General features: G+C 44.3%; 17 protein-coding genes. 15 read left to right on the forward strand and 2 right to left on the reverse strand.

Features of this window, described 5'->3' with window-relative positions; translation table 11 throughout:
- Positions 1-156: 156 nt before the first annotated feature.
- Together AAFX28_RS05690 and AAFX28_RS05695 are read right to left on the reverse strand one after the other, a co-directional pair.
- Complete coding sequence (locus tag AAFX28_RS05690; RefSeq protein WP_408686448.1) at positions 157-1,908, reverse strand: SgrR family transcriptional regulator; 1,752 nt, start codon at positions 1,906-1,908, stop codon at positions 157-159.
- Between the two features lie 372 nt (positions 1,909-2,280).
- Entirely contained in the window at positions 2,281-4,296 is a 2,016-nt protein-coding gene (locus AAFX28_RS05695) for a hypothetical protein (RefSeq protein ID WP_408686450.1), read from the reverse strand.
- A gap of 164 nt (positions 4,297-4,460) precedes the next feature.
- Between AAFX28_RS05695 and AAFX28_RS05700 the strand changes: the two genes are divergently transcribed.
- The 15 genes from AAFX28_RS05700 (at position 4,461) to AAFX28_RS05770 (ending at position 20,651) form a co-directional block, all read left to right on the forward strand.
- The gene (locus tag AAFX28_RS05700; protein WP_408686452.1) at positions 4,461-9,317 is read left to right on the forward strand and encodes a DUF1566 domain-containing protein; all 4,857 of its coding nucleotides are present in this window, start codon (positions 4,461-4,463) and stop codon (positions 9,315-9,317) included.
- A 76-nt stretch (positions 9,318-9,393) separates the two neighbouring features.
- A complete protein-coding gene (locus tag AAFX28_RS05705) occupies positions 9,394-9,576 on the forward strand; it encodes a Flp family type IVb pilin (RefSeq protein ID WP_408686453.1) in 183 nt (60 codons plus the stop codon).
- Positions 9,577-9,601: 25 nt separating this feature from the next.
- Positions 9,602-10,444 carry a Flp pilus assembly protein CpaB gene (gene cpaB / locus AAFX28_RS05710; protein ID WP_408686455.1) on the forward strand — a complete coding sequence of 281 codons (843 nt, stop codon included), beginning with the start codon at positions 9,602-9,604 and terminating at the stop codon, positions 10,442-10,444.
- A 20-nt stretch (positions 10,445-10,464) separates the two neighbouring features.
- Complete coding sequence (locus tag AAFX28_RS05715; protein ID WP_408686457.1) at positions 10,465-11,844, forward strand: type II and III secretion system protein family protein; 1,380 nt, start codon at positions 10,465-10,467, stop codon at positions 11,842-11,844.
- Positions 11,845-11,851: 7 nt separating this feature from the next.
- Positions 11,852-12,478 (forward strand): CpaD family pilus assembly lipoprotein, encoded by a 627-nt coding sequence (locus tag AAFX28_RS05720; RefSeq protein ID WP_408686459.1) that lies wholly within the window; start codon positions 11,852-11,854, stop codon positions 12,476-12,478.
- 1 nt (position 12,479) lies between these two features.
- Entirely contained in the window at positions 12,480-13,643 is a 1,164-nt protein-coding gene (locus AAFX28_RS05725; protein WP_408686461.1) for a CpaE family protein, read from the forward strand.
- A gap of 17 nt (positions 13,644-13,660) precedes the next feature.
- Positions 13,661-14,977, forward strand: coding sequence for a CpaF family protein (locus tag AAFX28_RS05730; RefSeq protein ID WP_408686822.1), 1,317 nt, complete (start codon positions 13,661-13,663; stop codon positions 14,975-14,977).
- The gene (locus AAFX28_RS05735) at positions 14,974-15,882 is read left to right on the forward strand and encodes a type II secretion system F family protein (protein WP_408686463.1); all 909 of its coding nucleotides are present in this window, start codon (positions 14,974-14,976) and stop codon (positions 15,880-15,882) included. Before AAFX28_RS05730 ends, AAFX28_RS05735 begins: the two co-directional genes overlap by 4 nt.
- Positions 15,879-16,733, forward strand: a complete 855-nt coding sequence (locus tag AAFX28_RS05740) for a type II secretion system F family protein (protein ID WP_408686465.1) — start codon at positions 15,879-15,881, stop codon at positions 16,731-16,733. The genes AAFX28_RS05735 and AAFX28_RS05740 overlap by 4 nt, the downstream gene beginning before the upstream one ends.
- Positions 16,730-17,467 carry a tetratricopeptide repeat protein gene (locus AAFX28_RS05745; RefSeq protein ID WP_408686467.1) on the forward strand — a complete coding sequence of 246 codons (738 nt, stop codon included), beginning with the start codon at positions 16,730-16,732 and terminating at the stop codon, positions 17,465-17,467. Before AAFX28_RS05740 ends, AAFX28_RS05745 begins: the two co-directional genes overlap by 4 nt.
- The gene (locus AAFX28_RS05750) at positions 17,464-17,892 is read left to right on the forward strand and encodes a TadE/TadG family type IV pilus assembly protein (RefSeq protein WP_408686469.1); all 429 of its coding nucleotides are present in this window, start codon (positions 17,464-17,466) and stop codon (positions 17,890-17,892) included. The genes AAFX28_RS05745 and AAFX28_RS05750 overlap by 4 nt, the downstream gene beginning before the upstream one ends.
- Positions 17,882-18,508: a tight adherence pilus pseudopilin TadF gene (tadF, locus tag AAFX28_RS05755; protein ID WP_408686471.1), complete on the forward strand. Its 627-nt coding sequence runs from the start codon at positions 17,882-17,884 to the stop codon at positions 18,506-18,508. The genes AAFX28_RS05750 and tadF overlap by 11 nt, the downstream gene beginning before the upstream one ends.
- Entirely contained in the window at positions 18,498-19,688 is a 1,191-nt protein-coding gene (locus AAFX28_RS05760) for a hypothetical protein (RefSeq protein ID WP_408686473.1), read from the forward strand. Before tadF ends, AAFX28_RS05760 begins: the two co-directional genes overlap by 11 nt.
- A gap of 22 nt (positions 19,689-19,710) precedes the next feature.
- Positions 19,711-20,175: a TlpA family protein disulfide reductase gene (locus AAFX28_RS05765; RefSeq protein ID WP_408686475.1), complete on the forward strand. Its 465-nt coding sequence runs from the start codon at positions 19,711-19,713 to the stop codon at positions 20,173-20,175.
- Complete coding sequence (locus AAFX28_RS05770; protein ID WP_408686477.1) at positions 20,172-20,651, forward strand: DUF4266 domain-containing protein; 480 nt, start codon at positions 20,172-20,174, stop codon at positions 20,649-20,651. The genes AAFX28_RS05765 and AAFX28_RS05770 overlap by 4 nt, the downstream gene beginning before the upstream one ends.
- Positions 20,652-20,656: the final 5 nt, after the last annotated feature.

Raw genomic sequence — 20,656 nt, forward strand, 5'->3', positions numbered from 1 at the left:
TCAAATGATTGATTTGTTGTTGTGATGTTAATTTAAAACAAGATTAAGCAGGTTTAGATCGGTATTTACGCGAAAATGCGACTTTTAAACCTTGCGAGCCCCTTGTTTTATAGGTGTTTACGTGTCTAATATTTTGAGTTCAAATTAATTGTTTCGTTAGTCTGCAGACCAAACATTTTTTATATCTGGCCACCCCCAGTTTGTCAGGGCGACGTCCTTCAGCACACCTTGAAAGCGCAATGTTTGGCGGTGATGGAATAAAGGTGAGAGCCAAAACTGGTTGATGAGTGCAGAGGCGATAGGTTCTAAAGCGTCTAAGTAATCGGGTAGAGGAGTTTGTGAGCGTAGGCTATCTAGTCGTTGAATAAGCCACTGCTTTGACTCTTCACCAATGCAACGTTGAATAATAGGATTGTGGTACAGGCTATTAAACGCGGAAGCATGACGGTTATCATCAAGATTTATGTTGGTGATAATTAAAGACTCTCGCAGCTTGCCTTCTGTGGAAAGAGCGGTTAATTCTCGGTAAGAATAGGTATTGATGGTTACTTGAACATTTTCTTGTTCCAGAATGTGTTTAACCGCCAGCGCACAGTTCATCAAAGAGCTGTAATCGTATATTGCGATGCTGAGATGCTCAGGTAACTCGGTTTTTGGCATCTCTGGACGTGTAATTTTGTGCCACATTGGTAAAAGGTTTTGTGCTATTTCACAACCAAATAAGTTCCCCGATTCTTCGAGGTATTGATACACCTTTTCGGGGGTAAGATAAGTGGATAAAAAGCGTCGCTGACTATCATCAAGGATGACTTCACCGCATTGGTTAAATAGGACAAACATACAGCCATCTTCGGTGCGGCTCTGTTTTACGTCTTTCTCTATATGCTGACTGACAGCATGAGAAACATAGTAATTACATTGTTTGTTGGATTGAGCCCCGGGTTGGTTGGTTTGTATCTGTTTGTTTTCTATCTCGGTTTCGTCTAAACGCCAAATAGTCACTTGGTCAGTAAGGGCTCGACAAGCGTAATAGCGATCGAACGCTTGCAGACATAATTTTGTTTGAGTGTGCTCTGTGACTTCAAAAGGGCCTGAACCAATGACCTGGCGAGACGTCGACTGATGGATTTGGTTCGGTGGCTGAATGGAATATTTGACACCTGAGATAAGCCCACCAAAGCCTTGGTCGGGTTTCGACAGTTTAAAAACTACCTTGTTTTGGGTTGGAGAATGTACCGACTCCAAATGACTCAGTTCACTTACGTAATCTTCTAGAAGCATTAATTGGCGGAAAAGCTCCGCAATACAGTTTCCATCAATGGCTGAGCTGTTGTGAAAACTGAGTCCTGGCCTTAGGTAAAAGGTCCATTCCAATGCTTCTTCGTCATAATTCCAATGGTGTGCGAGTTGGGGTTCTAGTTCTCCAGTGGCAGAGCTACCAACCAAACAACAGTAAACTTGCCTGATTAAATAGCGTTCACTAGAACGCTGAAGTTGATGCGGAACGAGTCGCTCGAAGGGGCGTTTATAAGTGAGCTGTATGTGAAGCAGGCCTTCACGAACGGAAGCTCCGGAGGTACTTTGTAACAAGCGACCAAAAGCGACTTCGTCATCATCTAGGATAGAGAGCGCTTTTTCGTACTTGCCTTCCATTATCCGTTTGGCTGCCAAGACGTTCTTTAACTCATCCATTTGAAGGTTCAATACAAGAGAAGATCGTTGGTTACGTCCTGACTTAGGGCTCCACGTTAGCCATTCAAGTTGTTGCATTTGGTTGAGCAGATTACGTGCGTGCCTAGAGCTAGTAAACAGCAACTCGGCCACCATAGGTAACGCGGTCTTTATCTCGGTGCCTACACCCATAGGTACGAGGCGTGCGTAATAACGAATAAGATTTAAATCAGACACAGTAACTCTCACCAAACTAAGCAATAACGAACTCTATTTTGTTCCTAATTTAGCTTGTTTTCTACAGTTTTAGAGTTTGTTTAGTGAAAAAATCAATATATGGGGAAAGAAAATAAATTAATTGGCCAGTTTTTAGCTTCCTAATAAAAAGCAACAATAGAGCTCAACTAAGGAGGCGAATATGCAGACCAAATCAATGATTCGTTACTATCAAAAAAAACTGGTGAGTTCATCTAACAAGCTAGAGCAGTTGGCACTACTTAGCCTTTTGCAATTATTGTCTGAATAACATTCGTTCAAAAAATTTAAAGCGGCATCAAATCAAACTTGCTCCTGACCCCCACGAAACAGTTGATTGATGCCGCTTTATTTTTATAGAGCCTTATACAAGGTTACCCAGGTCCCTCTATCTAATCCGCTGATGTTTACACCAGTCACATTACTGGCTTGTGTCACCCCTGTAGGTAACCAACTTACATTGATAGAGTTGAACTGACTAGCCGCAGCCGATTCGACGCCAGTTGCTTCAAGCAAGAACCCCATATTGGTTGCTTTCCAATGCGCCGATGGTGTATTTGCCCAGTCATCTTTTAGATCGTCAGTAATTAGCTGCGCGGCGACTTTTAACTTTGGTCCAGAGATCTTACCAAACTGGAAATATTCAACTGAGTTGCTGAGTATTGTCACAGCTTTATCGTTAAGCATTCTCAAGTCTTTCACAGTTGTCCCAGCGATGGAGAACTGGTCAATGATAGAGTAGCTAGCGTTGTCTAGAAGATATAGGGAGGTATCCGTCACGATGGCTGACTGTTTACCGTTAGGTGACGACTTAACGAACCGAATGTTAGCGTCTAACAGAGTTTTCTTACGCTCAGTGGCAGCAGGCGTTTTGGCCACCCAAGTAGCATGATTATCTTTTAAACCAAAAATCAGATTGTTGTTGATCGTAAAGGCGCCAGCGACAGCATTGTTCACTCCAACGGTAGACTTTTGTGCGAGTGAAGTAGAATCAAGTAGGGTAGCGTCTTTCGTTCCGCCAACACCACTGTCGACAACAAGTAATTCTGATTCATCCAAAGATGCAGTAACAAAATCTTGAGTTGTTGAAAGTGTATAGCTCTGTGACCCCATGCTGAGATCCTTAGAGTTGAGCCGACGTAATTTGTCTTGCCCATAAATGCCATCATCCAACTCGGCAATAATAGAGTCTTTCTGATACAGCGGCATCATCCAGTTAAAGTTATCGTTAAAGCAACGCTGAGCTGCAAGATTCGCATCTGGATTAACTGGTTTTGGCTTAGGTTTAGGAATTGGCACACTACCAGAAGCACCGCCGTACGCATCAATCTTAACTTTTGAAGCTCTGACCGCTTGAGTGGATTTGTCATGCAGACTTGTTAAGAAGATTCCGCTCGTTCCTGTTGAGTTGCAATGAGTACTTGATTGAGCAACCAGTTTAGGTTGATAAAGCTTGTATGACTGGATGCTATTCAGCGCTGGAAGAATTTGGACGAGTTGATGTTCCCCTGGCTGGAGTCCAAGAAGATCTTCAATGCTACCTCCATGGTGATCGTCATCATCATCGTCGTCGTCATCATCGTCATATCGACTTATCGCATTTAAGGCTGAATATGATTGTGCTGACTGGCTAACCGCACTATTGGTGTTGCCTATATCGATTTGCTTAACGTTGTCAGAAGAATCCAAAAATACAATTTTGTTATTAGCTGGATTATACGTAATCGATTTCGCACCCAAGAGAGATGAGTCGACCTGAGAGCCATGTATGGTAAGTAAGCCGTCAAATGAGACATGTCGATTGGGTTGCGTCCTTAAATCAAAGCCTGATAAATCAAGGGTTTGGTTAGCGATCATGATGTCCAATGCGTGAGCGATATTGAGCATCGGGTCAAGCTCTCCTTGGCTTTGGGCTTGACGTAAAGATTTTAGTAAAACTTCTGTCTGTTCTTTCGGTCCATGGGTCGTGTCTACATGTGTGAAGTCCACACTCACTATGTCTCCGAGCACTTTCTGAAGGTAAGCGACCGCACCTTCTTGCTCTCCTTTTAATGTCGGGTTAAACAGCATTTCACTGTGCACTAAAGTTGTGAAAGGCGAGACCATCTTTGACCCAGCGTGAGCGGTAAGAATTGCCCCATTGTCATTGATCATTTGTGAGTAATTGCTAGTGTCACTAATCTGTTGTTCATAGGTACTACATGCCCCATCTAGATCGGTGTCAGCGCACACATCTAGAGAAGTATATGAATAAGCATTGACGCCGCTGCTCGATGAACTTGAATCATCAGACCCCCCTCCACAAGCAGACAAGAGTAGGGCACTAGAGACAGAAAGTGCCAATTTACACATTGGATATTTTTTAAGCATAGTCAACCGATAATTTTATTGAATTCCATATTGAACAGTATTAATCGCTACTATTTAATCATCTTATAAAATAAAAGATCAAATGATATTGATAATAAATATCATTTAAATTAATATCGCCGCTCAATTTTGTTGTTGGTTTTATAAATCATGGAGTCTGGACGGTGGGATTACTGGTCAAAAAGCTTGGGGCTGGAGCAATAACAATTGCGTTAGTTGGCTGTGGTGGTGGAAATGAATCTGACGCGAAAATTTCCTCTCCTGGAGGGAATGCAACTGCCAATAATTTGTCAGGTGTTGTCATGGATGGCTACCTAAAAAACGCCAATGTTTGTTTAGATAAGAACAACAATGCGCACTGTGATAGCGGAGATGGCACCATCGTTCAGAGTGATGAAAATGGTCACTATCAGCTACCGTTTGAAGGGGATATTTCAAACTACAACATTCTTGTCGAAGCGTTATCAGGTGTTACGATTGACATGGATAACCCTGGTCAAGTTTTACTTAGTGATTTTACTCTAGAGGCGCCAGCAGCAAGGCCTGAAGTTGTTAGCCCAATGACCTCCATGGTTTCTAGTATTGCCCAAACGACAGGAGTAACGTTTGACGAGGCAGCTAAGAGCCTAGCAAATGATCTTAATGTGTCTGAAGAGGTCTTAAAGTCGGATTATGTAGGTAAATCCAGCACGGAGAGCAAGCAAGTTCACATGCTGGCTCGCGGTATTACGCGAGTCCTTCAATCTGCACAAGAAAGCTCAATAAACGGTGGTGTAACTGAAGAACATGCTAGAAAGGGCTCAATGCAGCGCCTTGCTAACCTAGATGTTGTTGCGCTTAAGCAGCGTACAGATGGCCTTTCCCATGGTGCACAAAATACTGAGCAAGCGCTCGATCAAATTGCCACTGACTACAAGAAAGATCTCAAAATTACCCCTGACGATATTGATGGCGATATCGTGTTGGTTAGGCCAAAAGCACCAAAGAACGGCGTAGTGGATGATGCTGCTGATACGTTTGATTGGGAATGGGTCAAGCCGTTCAACGCGTTATCGAGCTATGAATATTCCCTTAATGGTGGTTCGACATGGCAAGTTGTCAATCAAAAGCCAATCAACGTCGGTTCTGGAAACATTGCCAAAGGTGACGTACAAGTTCGTGTTGCTGCCAATGCAAACAAGTCAATTGCAGCGGGTACAGCCCTTGTTTCTGCTCAAGCCTACACCAACACGCAAATACCGCCTGCTGCAACAAGTCTTACAGTGAATGATGCTCAAAACACCTTTGATTGGGTATGGGCAACTGGCTTTACCTCAGCTGATGATTACGAGTATTCCGTTGACAACGGTAGTAGCTGGGCAGCAGTAACCGCAAAGCCACAAATGGTTGGCGATATTGCGATTGCCGCTGGTGCGTTAAAGCTGAGAGTTAAGGGTGATGATCTGCAAGGTCGCCCGCACGGTTTAATGGCTAAATCAGCAAAGGCAATGACGGTTACTCCTGCTGCTCCTGTAGCGCCGACTTTATTGAGGGCTGACGATACAGCAGACCTTGTTGAGATTGGTTTAGTTTCAGATTATCCAAACCTAGATTCTTACGAAATCTACCTAGGTTCGTCTTGGGAAACAATGGCAGCGAACCCAACTTTAGTTGGCAATATCGATATTGCTGCTGATGTTATTCAAATCCGTGTCAAAGCCAATGCTGACAATGGTCGACCTGTTGGGGCATCTCTGACAATCAATACACCATTTACCCAGGCTTTGAATAAACCTGCTAGTCCGACTGCACCTGTCGTTGATAACGCTAGTAATACCTTTGGATGGACATTAGTGTCTGGCTTCTCAGACCTTTCGCTCTACGAGTTGTCAGTTGACGGAGGAAAAACTTTCCAATCAGTGTCAGCAAACCCGGTGACCCTAACGGATGAAAATTACGCTGTTGGTGAGATTTGTGTTCGAGTAAAAGATGGCGTGAACAATGCCGCGGGTAGCATGCTTTGTAACGATCTTGAATACACCCAAACGCCAGCACAACCAGTTGCTCCAACCAATGGGGTGGTTGATGATGCACTTAACACCTTTGATTGGACTTGGGTTTCAGGCTTTGAAAGTGAACAAGATTACGAAGTTAGAATCGAATCTGGTGCTTGGCAGAGCGTTACTAGCAAACCAATTAACTTAGAAGACCGCATCTACAGTGTGAACAGTATTGAGGTGCGCGTTAAACCTAATCCGGTTGATGGGCGTCCGGCTGGATTGCCGTTGTTAAATGCTGAAGCGTTCACCAAACAGCCTGATGCACCCGCGGCACCGACGTCACTTGTCGTTGATGATGTTGCCAACACCTTAGATTGGACCCATGTTAATGGTTTTAGTGCGCCATCAGACTATGAATGGTCTGCCAATAGCGGGTCAACTTGGGTGGTTGTTGGAGCAAAACCTATTTTGGTTGGAGACGTTGCAAAATCGATCAATGAAGTACAACTTCGAGTTCGAGCAAACGCGCAAAATGGTATGCCTGTAGGTCTAATTGCTTCGAACAAGCAAGCATTCACTGAGACACCTAAATTACCTGCTCCAAGTAATGGTGAGATTAAGGTCGCTAATAATGGTGTAGCACCAAACATGGTCAGCTGGGACTATGTGAACAGCGGCGAGCACTACGATAGACCAGAATATTATGAGTTCACAGTAAATAAAGGTGCGACTTGGCAGCCTGTTACAAATAACCCTCAGTTCGTTGGCCCTAAAGCGTATAACAAAAGCGACGTTGGTATTCGTATCAAACAGAACGCCATTGTAGGAAAAGAGAATACTGCCGGTGATGTACTGTGGACCACAGCGTTGAGCGGTCAGTTTGGCGCCATCCAATATGTTCCGATGGAGTTGTGGAATAAGTCCTCAGGGTACAGTTTATACAATGGCTGGCATAGCTACGATACCGAGTGTATTGCGGAATATGATGTCAATGGACAAGGAGAACCTACATTCTGGGTTGCTACCTCAGTGTCAAAATCGGAAGACGTATTCAATGAAGTTTCAGAACTTACGACTTGTGGCATCAAGCATTGGACTTTACCTAAAGCTTCCGAAGCATTGCCACTAACGACTCGTAGTCGAGATACGCTACCAAGTTACGCAAGATCTTATCTAATCTCTGACTATTCAATCACTTGGGTCGATGAAGCAGGAACGGCGGTAGCTTACAAAAATGGGGTTAAGGATTCCTCGCTCTACTCAAGTAAATACGCGTTTGCGAAGTGGCAGCTTGCAAGTGGAACTGAACTTGTTGCTGACATTACCGCGAAACTATCAGCATTAGATAGCTTCTTGTCGCAGCAATCTGCAGAGCTTACTCAAGCAGAGTCGTTCTTGACGGCTTGGTTGGCGTCAAATCAAGCTAAACAAAAGAGCTACACGTTATTAAGTAGCGAGGCGAATGCAAAACTAGCTGCTCTGTACGGTCTAACAACGAACTGGGAAACTCAGAAAACGCAGCAGCAAGCACAACTAGCTAAATATACGTTTGAAGCACAAATTGCACAGTCTCGCACGGACTCGGACAGTGCTGCTTTCATCGCTAAAGTGGCAGATTTTGAAACCAAGTTTGAGCAGTTAAGTAAGAACAACTTGGCATTAACTGGCGCGATTGAAGCGACTTCGTTCGCGGAAAAACTGGCTAAGATTCAATTGAACTCTGAGTCTATGACATCAGCACAATCAGCGTTACTTGCAGCAAGCTCAGGCAGTGCGATTCATCAAGCAACCTTGGCGTTTTACGCGGCGCTCTTTGATATTGAAAATGACTATGATACGACCGACGCGCTTAAAGCGGCTTTGAATAATGCACTGGCAGGGGTAGATAATCAGTTTGCAAACTTGTTATCTACGATGGAGGGATTGATTTCTCAGTTAGATGCAACCGTCGCAGTCCATAGTACAGATACGTTGCACACAACTGCAAAAGATGGGCTAAACCGAGCTCATACGGCAGGCTTTGTTGTGTCCCAAGCGGATGCTCTTATTGATGGGCAATTCGCAAAACTAGACTCACTAGGTCGCTACTTGCCTAAAGCTACATCTTATGAACAAGGCTGGCGCTGTGTGATGGATACTAACATTGTAGGTTCTAAGCGTGTTTGGAGCTTACTACGAAGTGGTATGCCGGGTAGTAAAGATGAAGTGGTTTACAACGCCGCAGGTGCAGACTTACCAAGTGTTCTGGGTGCAGGTGGTGTCCTAGAGACAACAAATAACGCTAACTTATGTGGATTCAATGACTGGAAAGTTCCTCACCCTAATCATATTAAATCATTGGAGACCGCTGCGGTAGCAGGGCTAAATAGCGCAAGCCATACGATTGATGTGAATGTTTTTCCTAATCACAAAGGCTTATTACCTGAGTTTGATAAATCGTATTACAACGGTGGTACACGTTTCTATTATTGGACTAGTGCGGCATCAAGTTCTTCGAAGCAATACACCTACGTATTCGCGAATACTAGCGAACGACCAGAGCTACGTTCCTTTGATCTCGATGGGGATAGCTATGATCAATACGTCACAATGGTAAGACTAATGCGCGAGGACTCGCTCGTTTGGGAATACATTGCTAGCGACGGCTCGACTGTTGTAGACCGTGCATCAGCTCAATGTGCTAAGAATCCTGCGACAGGTGAAATCTGGCAGATCTTCCAAAATGCTACACCGAGCGAACGTTACAAGACGTACAACAATATTCAAACGGAATTAGCCAATTATCAGAACGGTGTATGTGGTAAATCAAACTGGACACTACCTTCAGTGGCGGATATGCAAAGTCTGATTCCATCAGATGTTACGGTTTTCCCATATGCAGAGCCGACAAGTAGTGACTATAACGACAAGGATTATTACGTCACCAATGGTACTGCCGGAACTTCGCTCGAATATATAGAACTGCCTCTTGGTGAATCTAATACTCGCTACAACAGCACAAATAGTTCTACCAAGTTCCTTTATCGCTTCGTGTCTAAATAGACCTCAGTAAGTCAAAAAACAATAACTAATCCAGCCTCCAATAGGAGGCTGACTATCTCATTTTAGGAGTCTATTCATGCTGAATAAGAAAAAACAACGCGGCGCAGCTGCAATTGAATATGCCATTTTAGCAGCGGCGATGTCAGTCGTTTTGCTGTCATTAGTTGGGGGAAGTGAAGGGCGTTTGACCAAAGCGATTACTGACGCTTATGAGACAGTCATTACTTCACTAGAGCAAACCAAGGATTCAGGCGAATAGTTTCGTTATAAGTTAAGGAATAATCATGACAGCGAAACGTTTAATGTTGCTGTCTTTGGTACTTTCAGCAGTGGGTATTGCGATACTCCTGCTTAACCAAAGCAATACAGATACTACATCACCACAGCCTGCTAGCGAAGTCTTTAAAAAAGTACTGGTCGCTAAACAAGCTGTAGATGTAGGTCAACCATATAACCTCAACATGTTTAAGTGGAAAGAGGTCTCTCAACAAGAGCTTGAAAACTACCTAGACTATATTTCGGAACAACAGTTTACAGACCTCAATCTTCGTTCTGGAATTGCTCATATTGCGATTAAAAATGGGCAGGTAATGTCTGCCAATGACTTCACTCGTCCAGAGGGTGGGGTATCGCTCGCGTTGAACGTGCGCAGCGGTTATCGCGCGATCTCTGTCCCTGTCGATGAAGTAACGGCTAACTCTGGTTTTGTTCAACCTGGGGACAAAGTCGATATTTTAATGTTGGGCTCTCAAGTTAGTGAACTGAAAAAGTATAACAATGAGGTGACCGGCTTATACGTAAAAACCATTGCTACGGGTGTGAGAGTTTTGGCATTTAATGAGCTTGCTACGTCTGAAAACTTTCAAAAGCAACGTAGTTCGTATGGTGCTGATTTACCCGACAATAGCTCAGTTTCGCTTGAAGTGACCCCTCAACAAGCGACTCAAATCGTGCTCGCTAATCAGATTGGTAAGTTAACTCTTTCACTACGTGGCGCAAATGAGGCGGATTCTGAGATTGCAGAACCGTTTACTGTTACCTCAACGCTAATGAACCCAGACTCGAAGAAGGTCGCACCGGATTTCGGTTTGATCGAACTTAGACCTACAAAAGATAAAACTAACTAGTCGTGATAGGAACTGACACTATGAATAAAGCATTCCGCTGGTGGAGCTTATTATTGCTTCCTGGTTTGTTTTTCTCGTTCGCTTCTTGGGCTGCGCCCTTAGAAGTGAATATTAACGAAGCAAAGATGATTACTCTGTCTCAAGACGCTAAATCAATCTTTATTTCCAACACTCACATTGCTGATTATCAACCACTGACCAACACCAAAGTCATGGTGTTTGGTATGCAGGCAGGTACGGCAACAATCACAATCTTGAATCAACAAGAACGTGTTATTTATAACAACAAGATTCGAGTAGTTCATGACACCAATGAGCTAGACTCTCTGATCTCAACTCAATTCCCAGAAGCGTCAGTGCACTCTGAGTCTCTGGGAGGAAAGTTGTGGTTGAAAGGAACCGTGCCGACGCCAGTGATGGCGCATAGTATCGTCAATGTTGCTAAAGGCTACCTGTCACCGATCATTGCTCCAGAACAAACCGAAAACAGCGGCAGTTCGCAGTCTTCGTCAGATTCAACCCAGAATGAATCTGTACCAATGAATGATGAACTGGTTAATCAGCTGGTCGTCACTATGCCAACGCAGGTAAATATTCGAGTCCGAATTGCTGAAGTTTCGCGAAATGTATCAAACAAGCTTGGTATTAAATGGGGCTCGATTGAATCAGGTGTCGGTAGCTTTTTATACACCAAACCTTGGGATGTCAGTAGCTGGGGTAAGCCGACATTGAGCGCCTTGATTGACGCTTTGGCAACAGACGGCACTATGTCGGTGCTGGCTGAACCAAATCTGACTGCGATGTCAGGCGAAGACGCAAGCTTTTTAGTGGGAGGTGAAGTCCCTATTCCATTAATCCAAGGCGATACGGCAACGGTTGAATATAAGCCGTTTGGTGTGAACTTAAACTTTACGCCAGTTGTTCTAGGGCCTGACAGAATTAGTTTAAGAGTTTCTCCTGAAGTGAGCAGTGTTTCGGTGGAAAACCAAACTAGCCTAAATGGGAATGTATACCCGTCATTTACGTCACGACGCGCAACCACCACCATTGAGTTAGCGAGTGGCCAAAGTTTTGCGTTAGGTGGCTTATTACAAAGCAGCGAAATCGATCAAATCCAAAAGCTGCCAGGGGCAGGTGATATTCCTATTCTAGGGGGATTGTTCCGTTCAAGTGAATATCAGCGCCGCGAAACTGAGTTGATTATTATCGCTACGGCTTACCTTGTTGAGCCGACTCGTAACGACATTCTGCCATTGCCAACGGATAGCTTACTACCACTGAGTGACTTAGAGCGCTTACTAGCGATCCCTCGTTCGCGTCAAAAATCACCTAAACAGAGTGATACCTATACCGACAACAGTAAGCCAAGGCTGCTCGGCGACAACGGATTCTATTACTGAGGCCATTATGAACATGATTAAATACATTCTGCCAGCCTTAGTGTTGTTAGGCGGCTGTACATCTTCACCAATTGAACAAGCTCCAGCTTTGGACGTGGTATCGGTGACGAACAAGCTAACAATAAAGCTTGATAGTGCGAAAATTTCTTCTGGGCAAGAGAAAGCTATTCGCCAGTATATAGAACGTAAGGGGTCTCCTTACGGCTTAACAGTGAAGTTATTAACGCACACTACTGCAGGTCAGCAACAGTTAGACACCATTGAGTCGCTTATTATCGGCCAAGGGGTTGCTCGAAATAAAATTTATCGCGAGCACACTAGTGAAAAAAATGCAGGGGACATACAAATTTTAATCGAATCATTTCGAGCGAAACTTCCTAAATGTGTAACCCAAAAACACAGCAATAACTTCATCAACCGTTACAAAACGCACCCAGCTTATGGTTGTGCGAATTCCACCGCTTTAGCTCAAATGGTGGCGAACCCTAAGGATCTAATTGTGGGTGAACAATTAGGCCCAACCAATGGTGCAAAGGCTGTCTCAGTGATCGAGGGCTATGTTGCTCCTCCGGTTAGCACAGGAAATGCAAGCAGTGGTCAAGATGTTAATACAACGGCATTTGGAGTGAACTGAAATGAATAAGAAATCTTTATCCGTATTGGTTGCTGAAAATGGACAATTAGACTCATATAGCCTGACTTTAGCGTTTGCAGAGCAAGGTATTACTGACTTAGACGCGGTTTCCCGTGAAGAAGAATTAATCGTTAAGAGTGTGGTTAAGCATGGCTATCCAATCATCGCTCTAGATGTTTCGGGACTGGCTAGGCAGCAAGCAGAGAGTTTGATTAGCGCACTAAAAATTAGAACGGGGAGTCATATCTTAGCCATTGGTGATGATGAACAAATCGCCTTTTATCGAGCAATGATCAAAGCTGGTGCTTCTGAGTATGTGTTGAACCCAGTTGAAGTCAGCGCGTTTGATAACGTCGATTTCCATTCTGTGAACCAAGAGGATTCGACCGGAAAAGTTATTTCGATTGTTGGTGCGAAAGGTGGGGTTGGTAGTTCGACTGTCGCTGTAAATTTGGCAAGAGAGCTGAGTCAACGTGGTGATGCCATCTCTATTGCTGATATGGACTTTTCAACAGGGGATTTAGACCTCCAGTACAATGTCCAAGGTAACACTTCATTGGTTGAAATGTTGCAGTACCCGGAACGCCTAGAGCCGGTTGTCTATGCAAGAAGTGGAATCGCGGTTGAAGACAACTTAACTTTGTTCACTGGATACTTACCATTAGATGCAAGCCCATTTTGGCCTGAGAAAAGTGCTCTAGACCACTTTAGGAAGTTCTGTCTAAAGCATTCAAATATGTTGATTCAAGATTTACCAACGTTTTCTATGCGCGATCAAATTGGCTTGAACTCACTGACTCAAGCCGATATTCGTATTTTGGTGGTTGAACCAACATTAGCTTCAATTCGTAATGCTGGGCAAATCCTGCGCGCCCTTGAATCTACGGAGTCAACGCAATCCGCTAGAAAGAACGTAATTGTTGTTAATCACACTAAATCTGATAAAGCATCTTTGATTAGCTGTAACGATGTTCAACGTGCTCTTGGCTATTCGGTAGACGTTGTATTGCCATATGCGCCTGGGCACTTCCTGACAAAAGATTCATTAGGCTATTCTGCGCTGAAAGGCAACCGTAAAGTAAACAGAGCATTTGCTCACTTGGCAGACCTTGTCGCTGGTGAAAGTAAAATTGCTAAGCGCCGCTTTTGGAAAAGAGGTGCATGATGTTTACCACCTCTAGAATGAAATCGTCGAGGCTGTTATCAACGACCAGAGCACAAACGGCCTCAGCTGATCCAGTAAGAGAACATTACCAAAGCATCCACGCGCAGGTAGTGGACTCAATCGAAGCAAGTGTTGTCGTCAAGCTGTCAGCTCATGAACTTGAAGGACGAATCCATAACTTAGTGACAGATATTGTTTCGACGGGACAATTGCCATTAGGACATCGAGAAGTCGCTACCGTCGTTAAGCAGCTTGTCGATGAACTGTGTGGTTTAGGGCCATTACAACCACTCATCAATGATCCTGTCGTGACAGATATCATGGTGAATGGTTATCAAGAAGTATATGTCGAGAAACTGGGTAAGCTACACAAAACGGATGTTGTTTTTCGTAATGAAGAGCAACTGCTTAATTTAGCTCGACGTATTGTGGGTAAGATTGGCCGCAGAATTGATGAATCGTCGCCATTGGTTGATGCCCGTTTAGAAGATGGTAGTCGTGTCAATGTAATGATTCCGCCGCTCGCATTAGACGGTACGTACATATCCATCCGTAAATTTAATCAAGAAAAGCTTTCGTTAAACCAATTAGCGGCAACAGGTTCAATGTCGGATGGAATGGTGCAATTGCTTGATGTAATCGTGCGCTCACGTCTCAATGTGCTTGTTGCAGGTGGGACAGGTGCAGGTAAAACCACTTTACTCAATGCAATGTCTTTTAGCATCTCTCCGAATGAGCGAATTGTTACGATTGAAGATGCGGCTGAACTGAAGTTGCAACAACCTCATGTCGTTCGTGCAGAAACTCGTCCTGCAAACGCTGAAGGTCTGCCCGCTATTGGTCAGCGTGAATTGGTTAAGAATGCACTTCGTATGCGTCCTGACCGAATTATTCTCGGGGAGGTACGTGGTGACGAAGCATTTGAAATGATGCAAGCGATGAACACGGGCCACGATGGCTCCTTATCTACTTTGCACGCAAATTCGCCGACTGATGCGCTAGTTCGTATTGAAAACATGTTGATGATGGCTCAATCGAGCTTACCTCTCTATGCCTTGAGACGACAAGTCGCAGATACCATCGATGTTGTTGTTCAAGTAGAGCGAATGCGAGATGGAAAACGCCGCATTGTAGCCATCACTGAGATTCAAGGGCTTGAAGGTGAGCAGTATGTGACTCAAGACCTTTATCGTTTTGTGACAACTGGAGAAGATGTTCAAGGCAATTTAATTGGTAGCTATCGTTCTTCTCGAACGCTACCTCAGTTTACTCAAAGGGTGAGCTACTACCAATTAGAGCGTCAACTGCGTAATGCTATGGAGTTAGAGTCATGATCTCTGCTTTGTTGTTAGCGCTATTTATCTGTGCTGGAATATACGCAGTGCGAACGTATGTGCTTAAAAAGCAGGTTTCTGCGCGCGTTCAGTCATTGTCAGCCAAAGGGGAAGTTCTAGAAACAGGGTCGATTCTAAAAAAAGCAGAATCGACTAAGTTTAGTGGTCGTGTGCTGTCTCGCCTTGATGCACTATTTTCTCGCCGGGACAAATTGTTGTTGGCTCTCTGTTTTGTGTGTCTACCGTGGGCAAGTTATTTCTTTATGACTGCTCTAGACAGTCATTGGCGACTCCTGATTGGCTTCGTTGCGGTGTTTACACTGGTTGGTGTTCTATTCCTGATTAGAAAACAGCAACAGTCAGAAGAGTTTGAGCAGAGTATTGTTCAAGTACTCGGAATGATTAGCCGAGCAGTTTCTGCTGGCTTATCCGTTCCTCAGGCGATCAGCCAAGTTGCGCATTCACAAAAAGGGCTTCTTGGACGAGAGTTTTCTTTAATTGAAGATCAATTGTCTCTTGGGCGTGGTTTGCGTTTTGCACTGGATGAAGCATGTGTTCGTATGCCCTACAAAGCGTTCCGATACTTTAGTATTGCTCTGATTCTAAACCAGAGCAATGGTGGTCAGCTAAGAGAGATTTTACATAATCTCAGCCGAACGCTTCATGACAACCGAGCAATGCAGAAAAAGGTCAAGAGTCTTACCTCTGAACCACGGATGACAGCTCGATTTCTGGCGATTCTACCTTTGATCTTGCTCGCTATCATCGCTTGGATTAACCCATCTATGTTTCAGCTTTTGGTCGATACGGAAAGTGGGCAGTCTGTTCTAGCTTACTGCGCTTTGAGTATTCTGATTGGGGGTATTTCACTACAAATGTTGACCAAGAATAGGAGGTTTAGATGAGCCTCTATATTGGCATCGCCTTGTTATCGTTCGGTATTGTCGGGTCGATTCTTGGGTTTGTTTTCGCTTCTCAAAGTGATGCTTTGAAAAAGCGATTAGACAGTGTCGCAATCGTGAACTCCGGTGCTACTTCGTCAAAATTGAAATGGAGCTGGAAACGCAATCCAGAGCGCAGTCGGAAACTGTCATTGATTGGCTACGTATCACGCAGTGCTGAAACGACCTTTATGCTGATTCGAGCGATATTAATGTTGTCAGGTGCAGTTGTATGGTATTTCCACCAACAGTTAGCTTTTGATGCTCAGGGTGTAGCCCAGAGTGTTGCAATAGCATTTGTGGTTGGGATCTTCGTTGACAAGGTAATTGATTGGCGTGTTCATGCGGTTCGCCAAGACATAGCTCGTACAATTCCGGATGTGTTGGATCTTATGGTGGTTTGTGTTTCTTCAGGTCAAAGCTTGGAAGCGACATTTTACACTGTAGGTAAAGAGATGAAGTCAATTTCTCCAGCTCTGTCCAGAGAGTGGTTATTCACTTCAACTGAGATGTCGGTACTCGATTCACCGCTTAGCGCTTTGGCCAATCTTGACCAACGTTTAGTGTTGCCTGAAGTTAACAATATGGCAGTGACAATGTCTCAAGCGATCAAGTTTGGTACGCCGATGGCTGAAGCTCTCAAACTGATTGCCTCGGATAACCGCCAGTACCATCTATTGGAGCTTGAAGAGTGGGTGGGAAAAATTCCCGCAAAGATGTCATTCCCTCTTGTTGTCTTCATCATGTTGCCAGTAGTGGTCATTATCGTTGCTCCAACGGTCTTAAGTCTATTCAATACATTGGGGCAGTTATGATCAGACTATTCGTTTCCATTTGCTTTGGGTTTCTATTACTGGGGTGTCAATCTGCGCCAGAACAACAAGACCAAGATGATCTAAAACTGGCCAACACCGCGTTGCTTAATGGCCATGCAGACAACGCGCTACTGATCTATAAGCAGCAACTGGTATCAACACCAGAAGATGTAGAGCTGTTGTTCTTGGCTGGTTCTGCATGTAATCAATCAGGGCGTTACGATGAAGCGTTACATTATCTGAACAAAGGAAATTCGATTTCGCCTTCTCATCAGTTTGAACGTGAAATTGGACGAGCCCAACTAGCGTTGGGTAACTTTATCCAAGCGAAAGCTGCGCTAACAAAAGCGGTTGAATCTGATGATCAAGATGAAGTTGCGTTAAATAGCCTTGGAGTGACGCAGTCTTTGCAAAATGATTATGTCAGTGCCAGGGATTCATTCAACCAAGCCTTGAAGCTAAAACCAGACAGTGTGGAGTTTCGTAATAACCTTGCATTGGCATGGATGCTAGACGGGCAGCCTAATCAAGCTATTCGTATCCTCTACCCAATTTATCAGCGTGGAGAAGCTAGTCGAAAATTACGGCTTAACCTGGCGTTATCCTATGCCATGAATGGTGATGTTGAAGCTGCTAAGCAAGTCGCTAAACAAGATCTGTCTCAAGCTGAACTAGAGAACAATAGTCAGTTTTATCACTCTCTCGCAACAGATGTTCGCGAGGCGCAGAAATGAAAAAGCAAGCCGGTAGTCAAACACTAGAATTTGCAATGATTGCATTGCCATTTCTGATTTTGATTTTAGCGATTTTCGAGCTGACGAGATTTCTATGGGTGAACATGGTGTTTGACTCTGCAGTGAATCACGCTGTGCGAGTAGCACGGGTGATGGAGCCTTCTTACATCGCAGACCAAGCATTCAAAGCAAAAATTGGAGAGTATCCATTGATTGACGCGGCAAAATTAGAAGTGACTCAACCGATCTACGCTAAGACGATTTCAGACTTGGCTAACACTCATTATACGTCGTCTTCACAAGCTCAGTTAGGCCAATACACAGTGACCTATTCGTTTGCGTTTTTGCTTGTCCCTAAGCTGAGTGAACACTTTGTAAAGCTAGTCTCTTTAGAGCGAACTGTGGTGGTTGCTTATGACAGTTAAATTGAGGCTGCGTCAAGCTGGGGCCACAGCGATTGAGTTTCCATTCGTTGTTATCGGCATCATGGTTATCGTGTTTGGCTTAGTGTCCATCTACCGTTTGATGCATCTGCAAACGCGATTAGATAGTGCTGCCTTTATGGTGACTAACGCTGTGTCGAGAACATTTAACGATAACGCGACCATAAGCCTTGCAGGAGCGCCAGCAGGGACAGATACAAAATCGCTTAGTTGGCAAATAAACCAATTGGATATTGAAGATGTGTTTGCCGTGGTAATTCGCACGTTACCCAAACACCTTGATAGTAGCCAGATTGGTTTAGAACTTGAAATTCGTCGAGCGCATCCAACCACACAAAAAGTCGAGATTTTTTCTGGATCTTCTCAAGGTGGGGTCAACTGCTCAAGCAACGAATCTGTATCACAACTTGATAGCCTTGCTCCAACAAGTCAACGTCCTGAAACGTCATTAAATGACAGAAAGGCGACTTTAGTACAGACGACAATATGCATTAATCAACCGTTTAGTGCAGATTCGCAGTTCGTTTTATCTGGTGTTGTATTACCGGAATTTTTGAGTAGTAAAGCGGTAATGCTCGGGAGGCATTATGCACGCTAAGCATTCATTGAAGAACCAGAAAGGGTCGGTTGCTATTGCGTATTTGGCATTGTTAATCCCAATGCTAGCCGCGGTAGCCACAACGGTAGTCATTGGTTATCAAATTCAATGGTCAAATAGGGCGATACAAGCGACAGATTCGGCGGCATTTGCGTGTGAATTTAAAGGCGAAGTCGATCGTGAAATGATGCAAGGTTACCTCGACTACTACAGCCCTGAAGCTAATAACGTTGACTTCATATTGGTTGGGAACACAGGCTGCGTGGTTAATGTTGGTTATCAAGAATCGACCATTTTTAGTTCATTAACTTTGTCTGATGTCTCATTCAATGTTTCTTCTACAGCTCAGGAAAAAGTCTACGTTCGAGAAGAACTCAACAGTGAACCTACCGAGCTTGTGTTGGTGTTGGATGTTTCAAGCTCGATGTTAAGCGATATCGACGACTTAAAGTCGATTTTGAACAACGCTATCTCCTCACTTGAAGAGCAGCAACAAACAGCAGAAACACAAGGCCATATTAAGGTTGCCATTGTTCCATTTTCTGATGGCGTATCTGTTGTTGACGCTCCTTGGTCAGACAAGTCGGGAGTGTTTTGTGTGGATGGCCTACAGCAACCCAATGACACGCTCTCAGCCGAAGAAACAGTCGCTAATCTGGACGTTGTCCATGACGACAAACCAGTGAAAGTGACCGCTCCTGATCGTTGGTTGAGCGACTGCAACGAAAATTCGCCAACACTAGCGCTCACCGACGACTTGAATCGAGTGATTAACTCAGTCAACCAGTTGTATGTTTCAGGCGGCACAGCCTCTTACCAAGGTTTGATTTGGGGCTTAAGACAGTTGATGCCTAACTGGCAACGTGAATGGAACGTTGGCCCAGCAGCTTATGGTGGCGTTAACAGAAAGCTAGTGCTAATGACGGACGGGGCTGACAACAACAATGCTTTGGATCAGCTGGTGGACGCAGGCTTATGTCGGATAGCGACTCAGGATTATGGAATCGAATTCAACTTCATTGGTTTTGATGTATTAGATGCTCGTTTAGCGCAATTTTCCCGTTGTGCCGGAGGAACGGGGAGCGTCTTCTCAGCGAATAACCACGATGAACTCGAGCAGTACTTTTCACAGATTCTAAATGTGGATTACGACACCACTATCAATTTTGGAAATAACTAAAACAATAACTTAAGGAGAAATAATGTTAAGAAAATTGGTTGTTCTATTTGCCCTTATCACTTCCATACCTGCTATGGCTTTTCAAGAAGGGGATACGTTAACAGAATCAGCTGCGCAAGGGTTAGGTCTTGATCCTGAACAGTTGACCATCGTGGACTTCTTTGCCGAGTGGTGTGTTTCGTGTCGTCACGAGCTACCGGAGGTCAATGCCTTGTATCAAACGCTAGAAGGGACGGGAGTAACTGTTGTTGGCGTTGACGTTGATGAAGAGGTAGAAGTTGGCCTAGCATTTCAAAAAGAGCTGGGTCTTGAGTTTCCTGTTGTGAACGATCCTGAGCAGTCGCTAATTGGTGAATTTAAGCCGATTGGTATGCCAGCACTTTACTACATCTACCAAGGTCAGATTCTTAAGGTGAGATTTGGCGCAATTAACAGTATTAGCCAAGTGATTACCGATGACCTAGCAGCGATGGGGATCCAGCTATGAGTCTAACATCCCATGGCTTCCTAGTGGCTTTAATACTATCAACGTCGGCGGTGTCTCACGCTGCGCCCAAAGTTGATTTGAGCAATCTAGGTAAAGCTAAACCTCAAGCTTCTGTGGCAAAAGACGGCATGGAAGAGGAAGTGATTTCCTCTAAAGTTTACAGCAGTGACGGTACAACTGTCGGGGCACGAAGAAATGTCGAGATGGTGAAGCCAAACAGCTCTCAACTGAAGTTAACCAAATCAAAACCAACTGAAAAGCCTAAGAAGAATGAGAAATCCGCACTTGCATTCGTAGATGAAGCTCTAGGGATTAAACCAGTTAAAGCTTGGGAAAAAGGCACGTTAGCCAAAAAAGAGATGAAGCCAGGAGGCCCAGTTCCTGAATTCGATTTGTTTTCTGAAAAAGTGTTTGCCTACAAACAAGGTTCAGTAGGTGGTAGCGGCGTCGGTGGTGGCGGCTGTGGTTGTAACTAGTAATA

The sequence above is a fragment of the Vibrio sp. TBV020 genome (assembly GCF_046056895.1).
Classification (GTDB): Bacteria; Pseudomonadota; Gammaproteobacteria; order Enterobacterales; family Vibrionaceae; genus Vibrio.

Bases quoted from the DNA above. Each gene is read 5' to 3' on its own strand.
- AAFX28_RS05695 (WP_408686450.1), bottom strand. From the start codon at position 4,296: ATGCTTAAAAAATATCCAATGTGTAAATTGGCACTTTCTGTCTCTAGT.
- AAFX28_RS05705 (WP_408686453.1), top strand. From the start codon at position 9,394: ATGCTGAATAAGAAAAAACAACGCGGCGCAGCTGCAATTGAATATGCC.
- cpaB (WP_408686455.1), top strand. From the start codon at position 9,602: ATGACAGCGAAACGTTTAATGTTGCTGTCTTTGGTACTTTCAGCAGTG.
- AAFX28_RS05715 (WP_408686457.1), top strand. From the start codon at position 10,465: ATGAATAAAGCATTCCGCTGGTGGAGCTTATTATTGCTTCCTGGTTTG.
- AAFX28_RS05720 (WP_408686459.1), top strand. From the start codon at position 11,852: ATGAACATGATTAAATACATTCTGCCAGCCTTAGTGTTGTTAGGCGGC.
- AAFX28_RS05725 (WP_408686461.1), top strand. From the start codon at position 12,480: ATGAATAAGAAATCTTTATCCGTATTGGTTGCTGAAAATGGACAATTA.
- AAFX28_RS05730 (WP_408686822.1), top strand. From the start codon at position 13,661: ATGAAATCGTCGAGGCTGTTATCAACGACCAGAGCACAAACGGCCTCA.
- AAFX28_RS05735 (WP_408686463.1), top strand. From the start codon at position 14,974: ATGATCTCTGCTTTGTTGTTAGCGCTATTTATCTGTGCTGGAATATAC.
- AAFX28_RS05740 (WP_408686465.1), top strand. From the start codon at position 15,879: ATGAGCCTCTATATTGGCATCGCCTTGTTATCGTTCGGTATTGTCGGG.
- AAFX28_RS05745 (WP_408686467.1), top strand. From the start codon at position 16,730: ATGATCAGACTATTCGTTTCCATTTGCTTTGGGTTTCTATTACTGGGG.
- AAFX28_RS05750 (WP_408686469.1), top strand. From the start codon at position 17,464: ATGAAAAAGCAAGCCGGTAGTCAAACACTAGAATTTGCAATGATTGCA.
- tadF (WP_408686471.1), top strand. From the start codon at position 17,882: ATGACAGTTAAATTGAGGCTGCGTCAAGCTGGGGCCACAGCGATTGAG.
- AAFX28_RS05760 (WP_408686473.1), top strand. From the start codon at position 18,498: ATGCACGCTAAGCATTCATTGAAGAACCAGAAAGGGTCGGTTGCTATT.
- AAFX28_RS05765 (WP_408686475.1), top strand. From the start codon at position 19,711: ATGTTAAGAAAATTGGTTGTTCTATTTGCCCTTATCACTTCCATACCT.
- AAFX28_RS05770 (WP_408686477.1), top strand. From the start codon at position 20,172: ATGAGTCTAACATCCCATGGCTTCCTAGTGGCTTTAATACTATCAACG.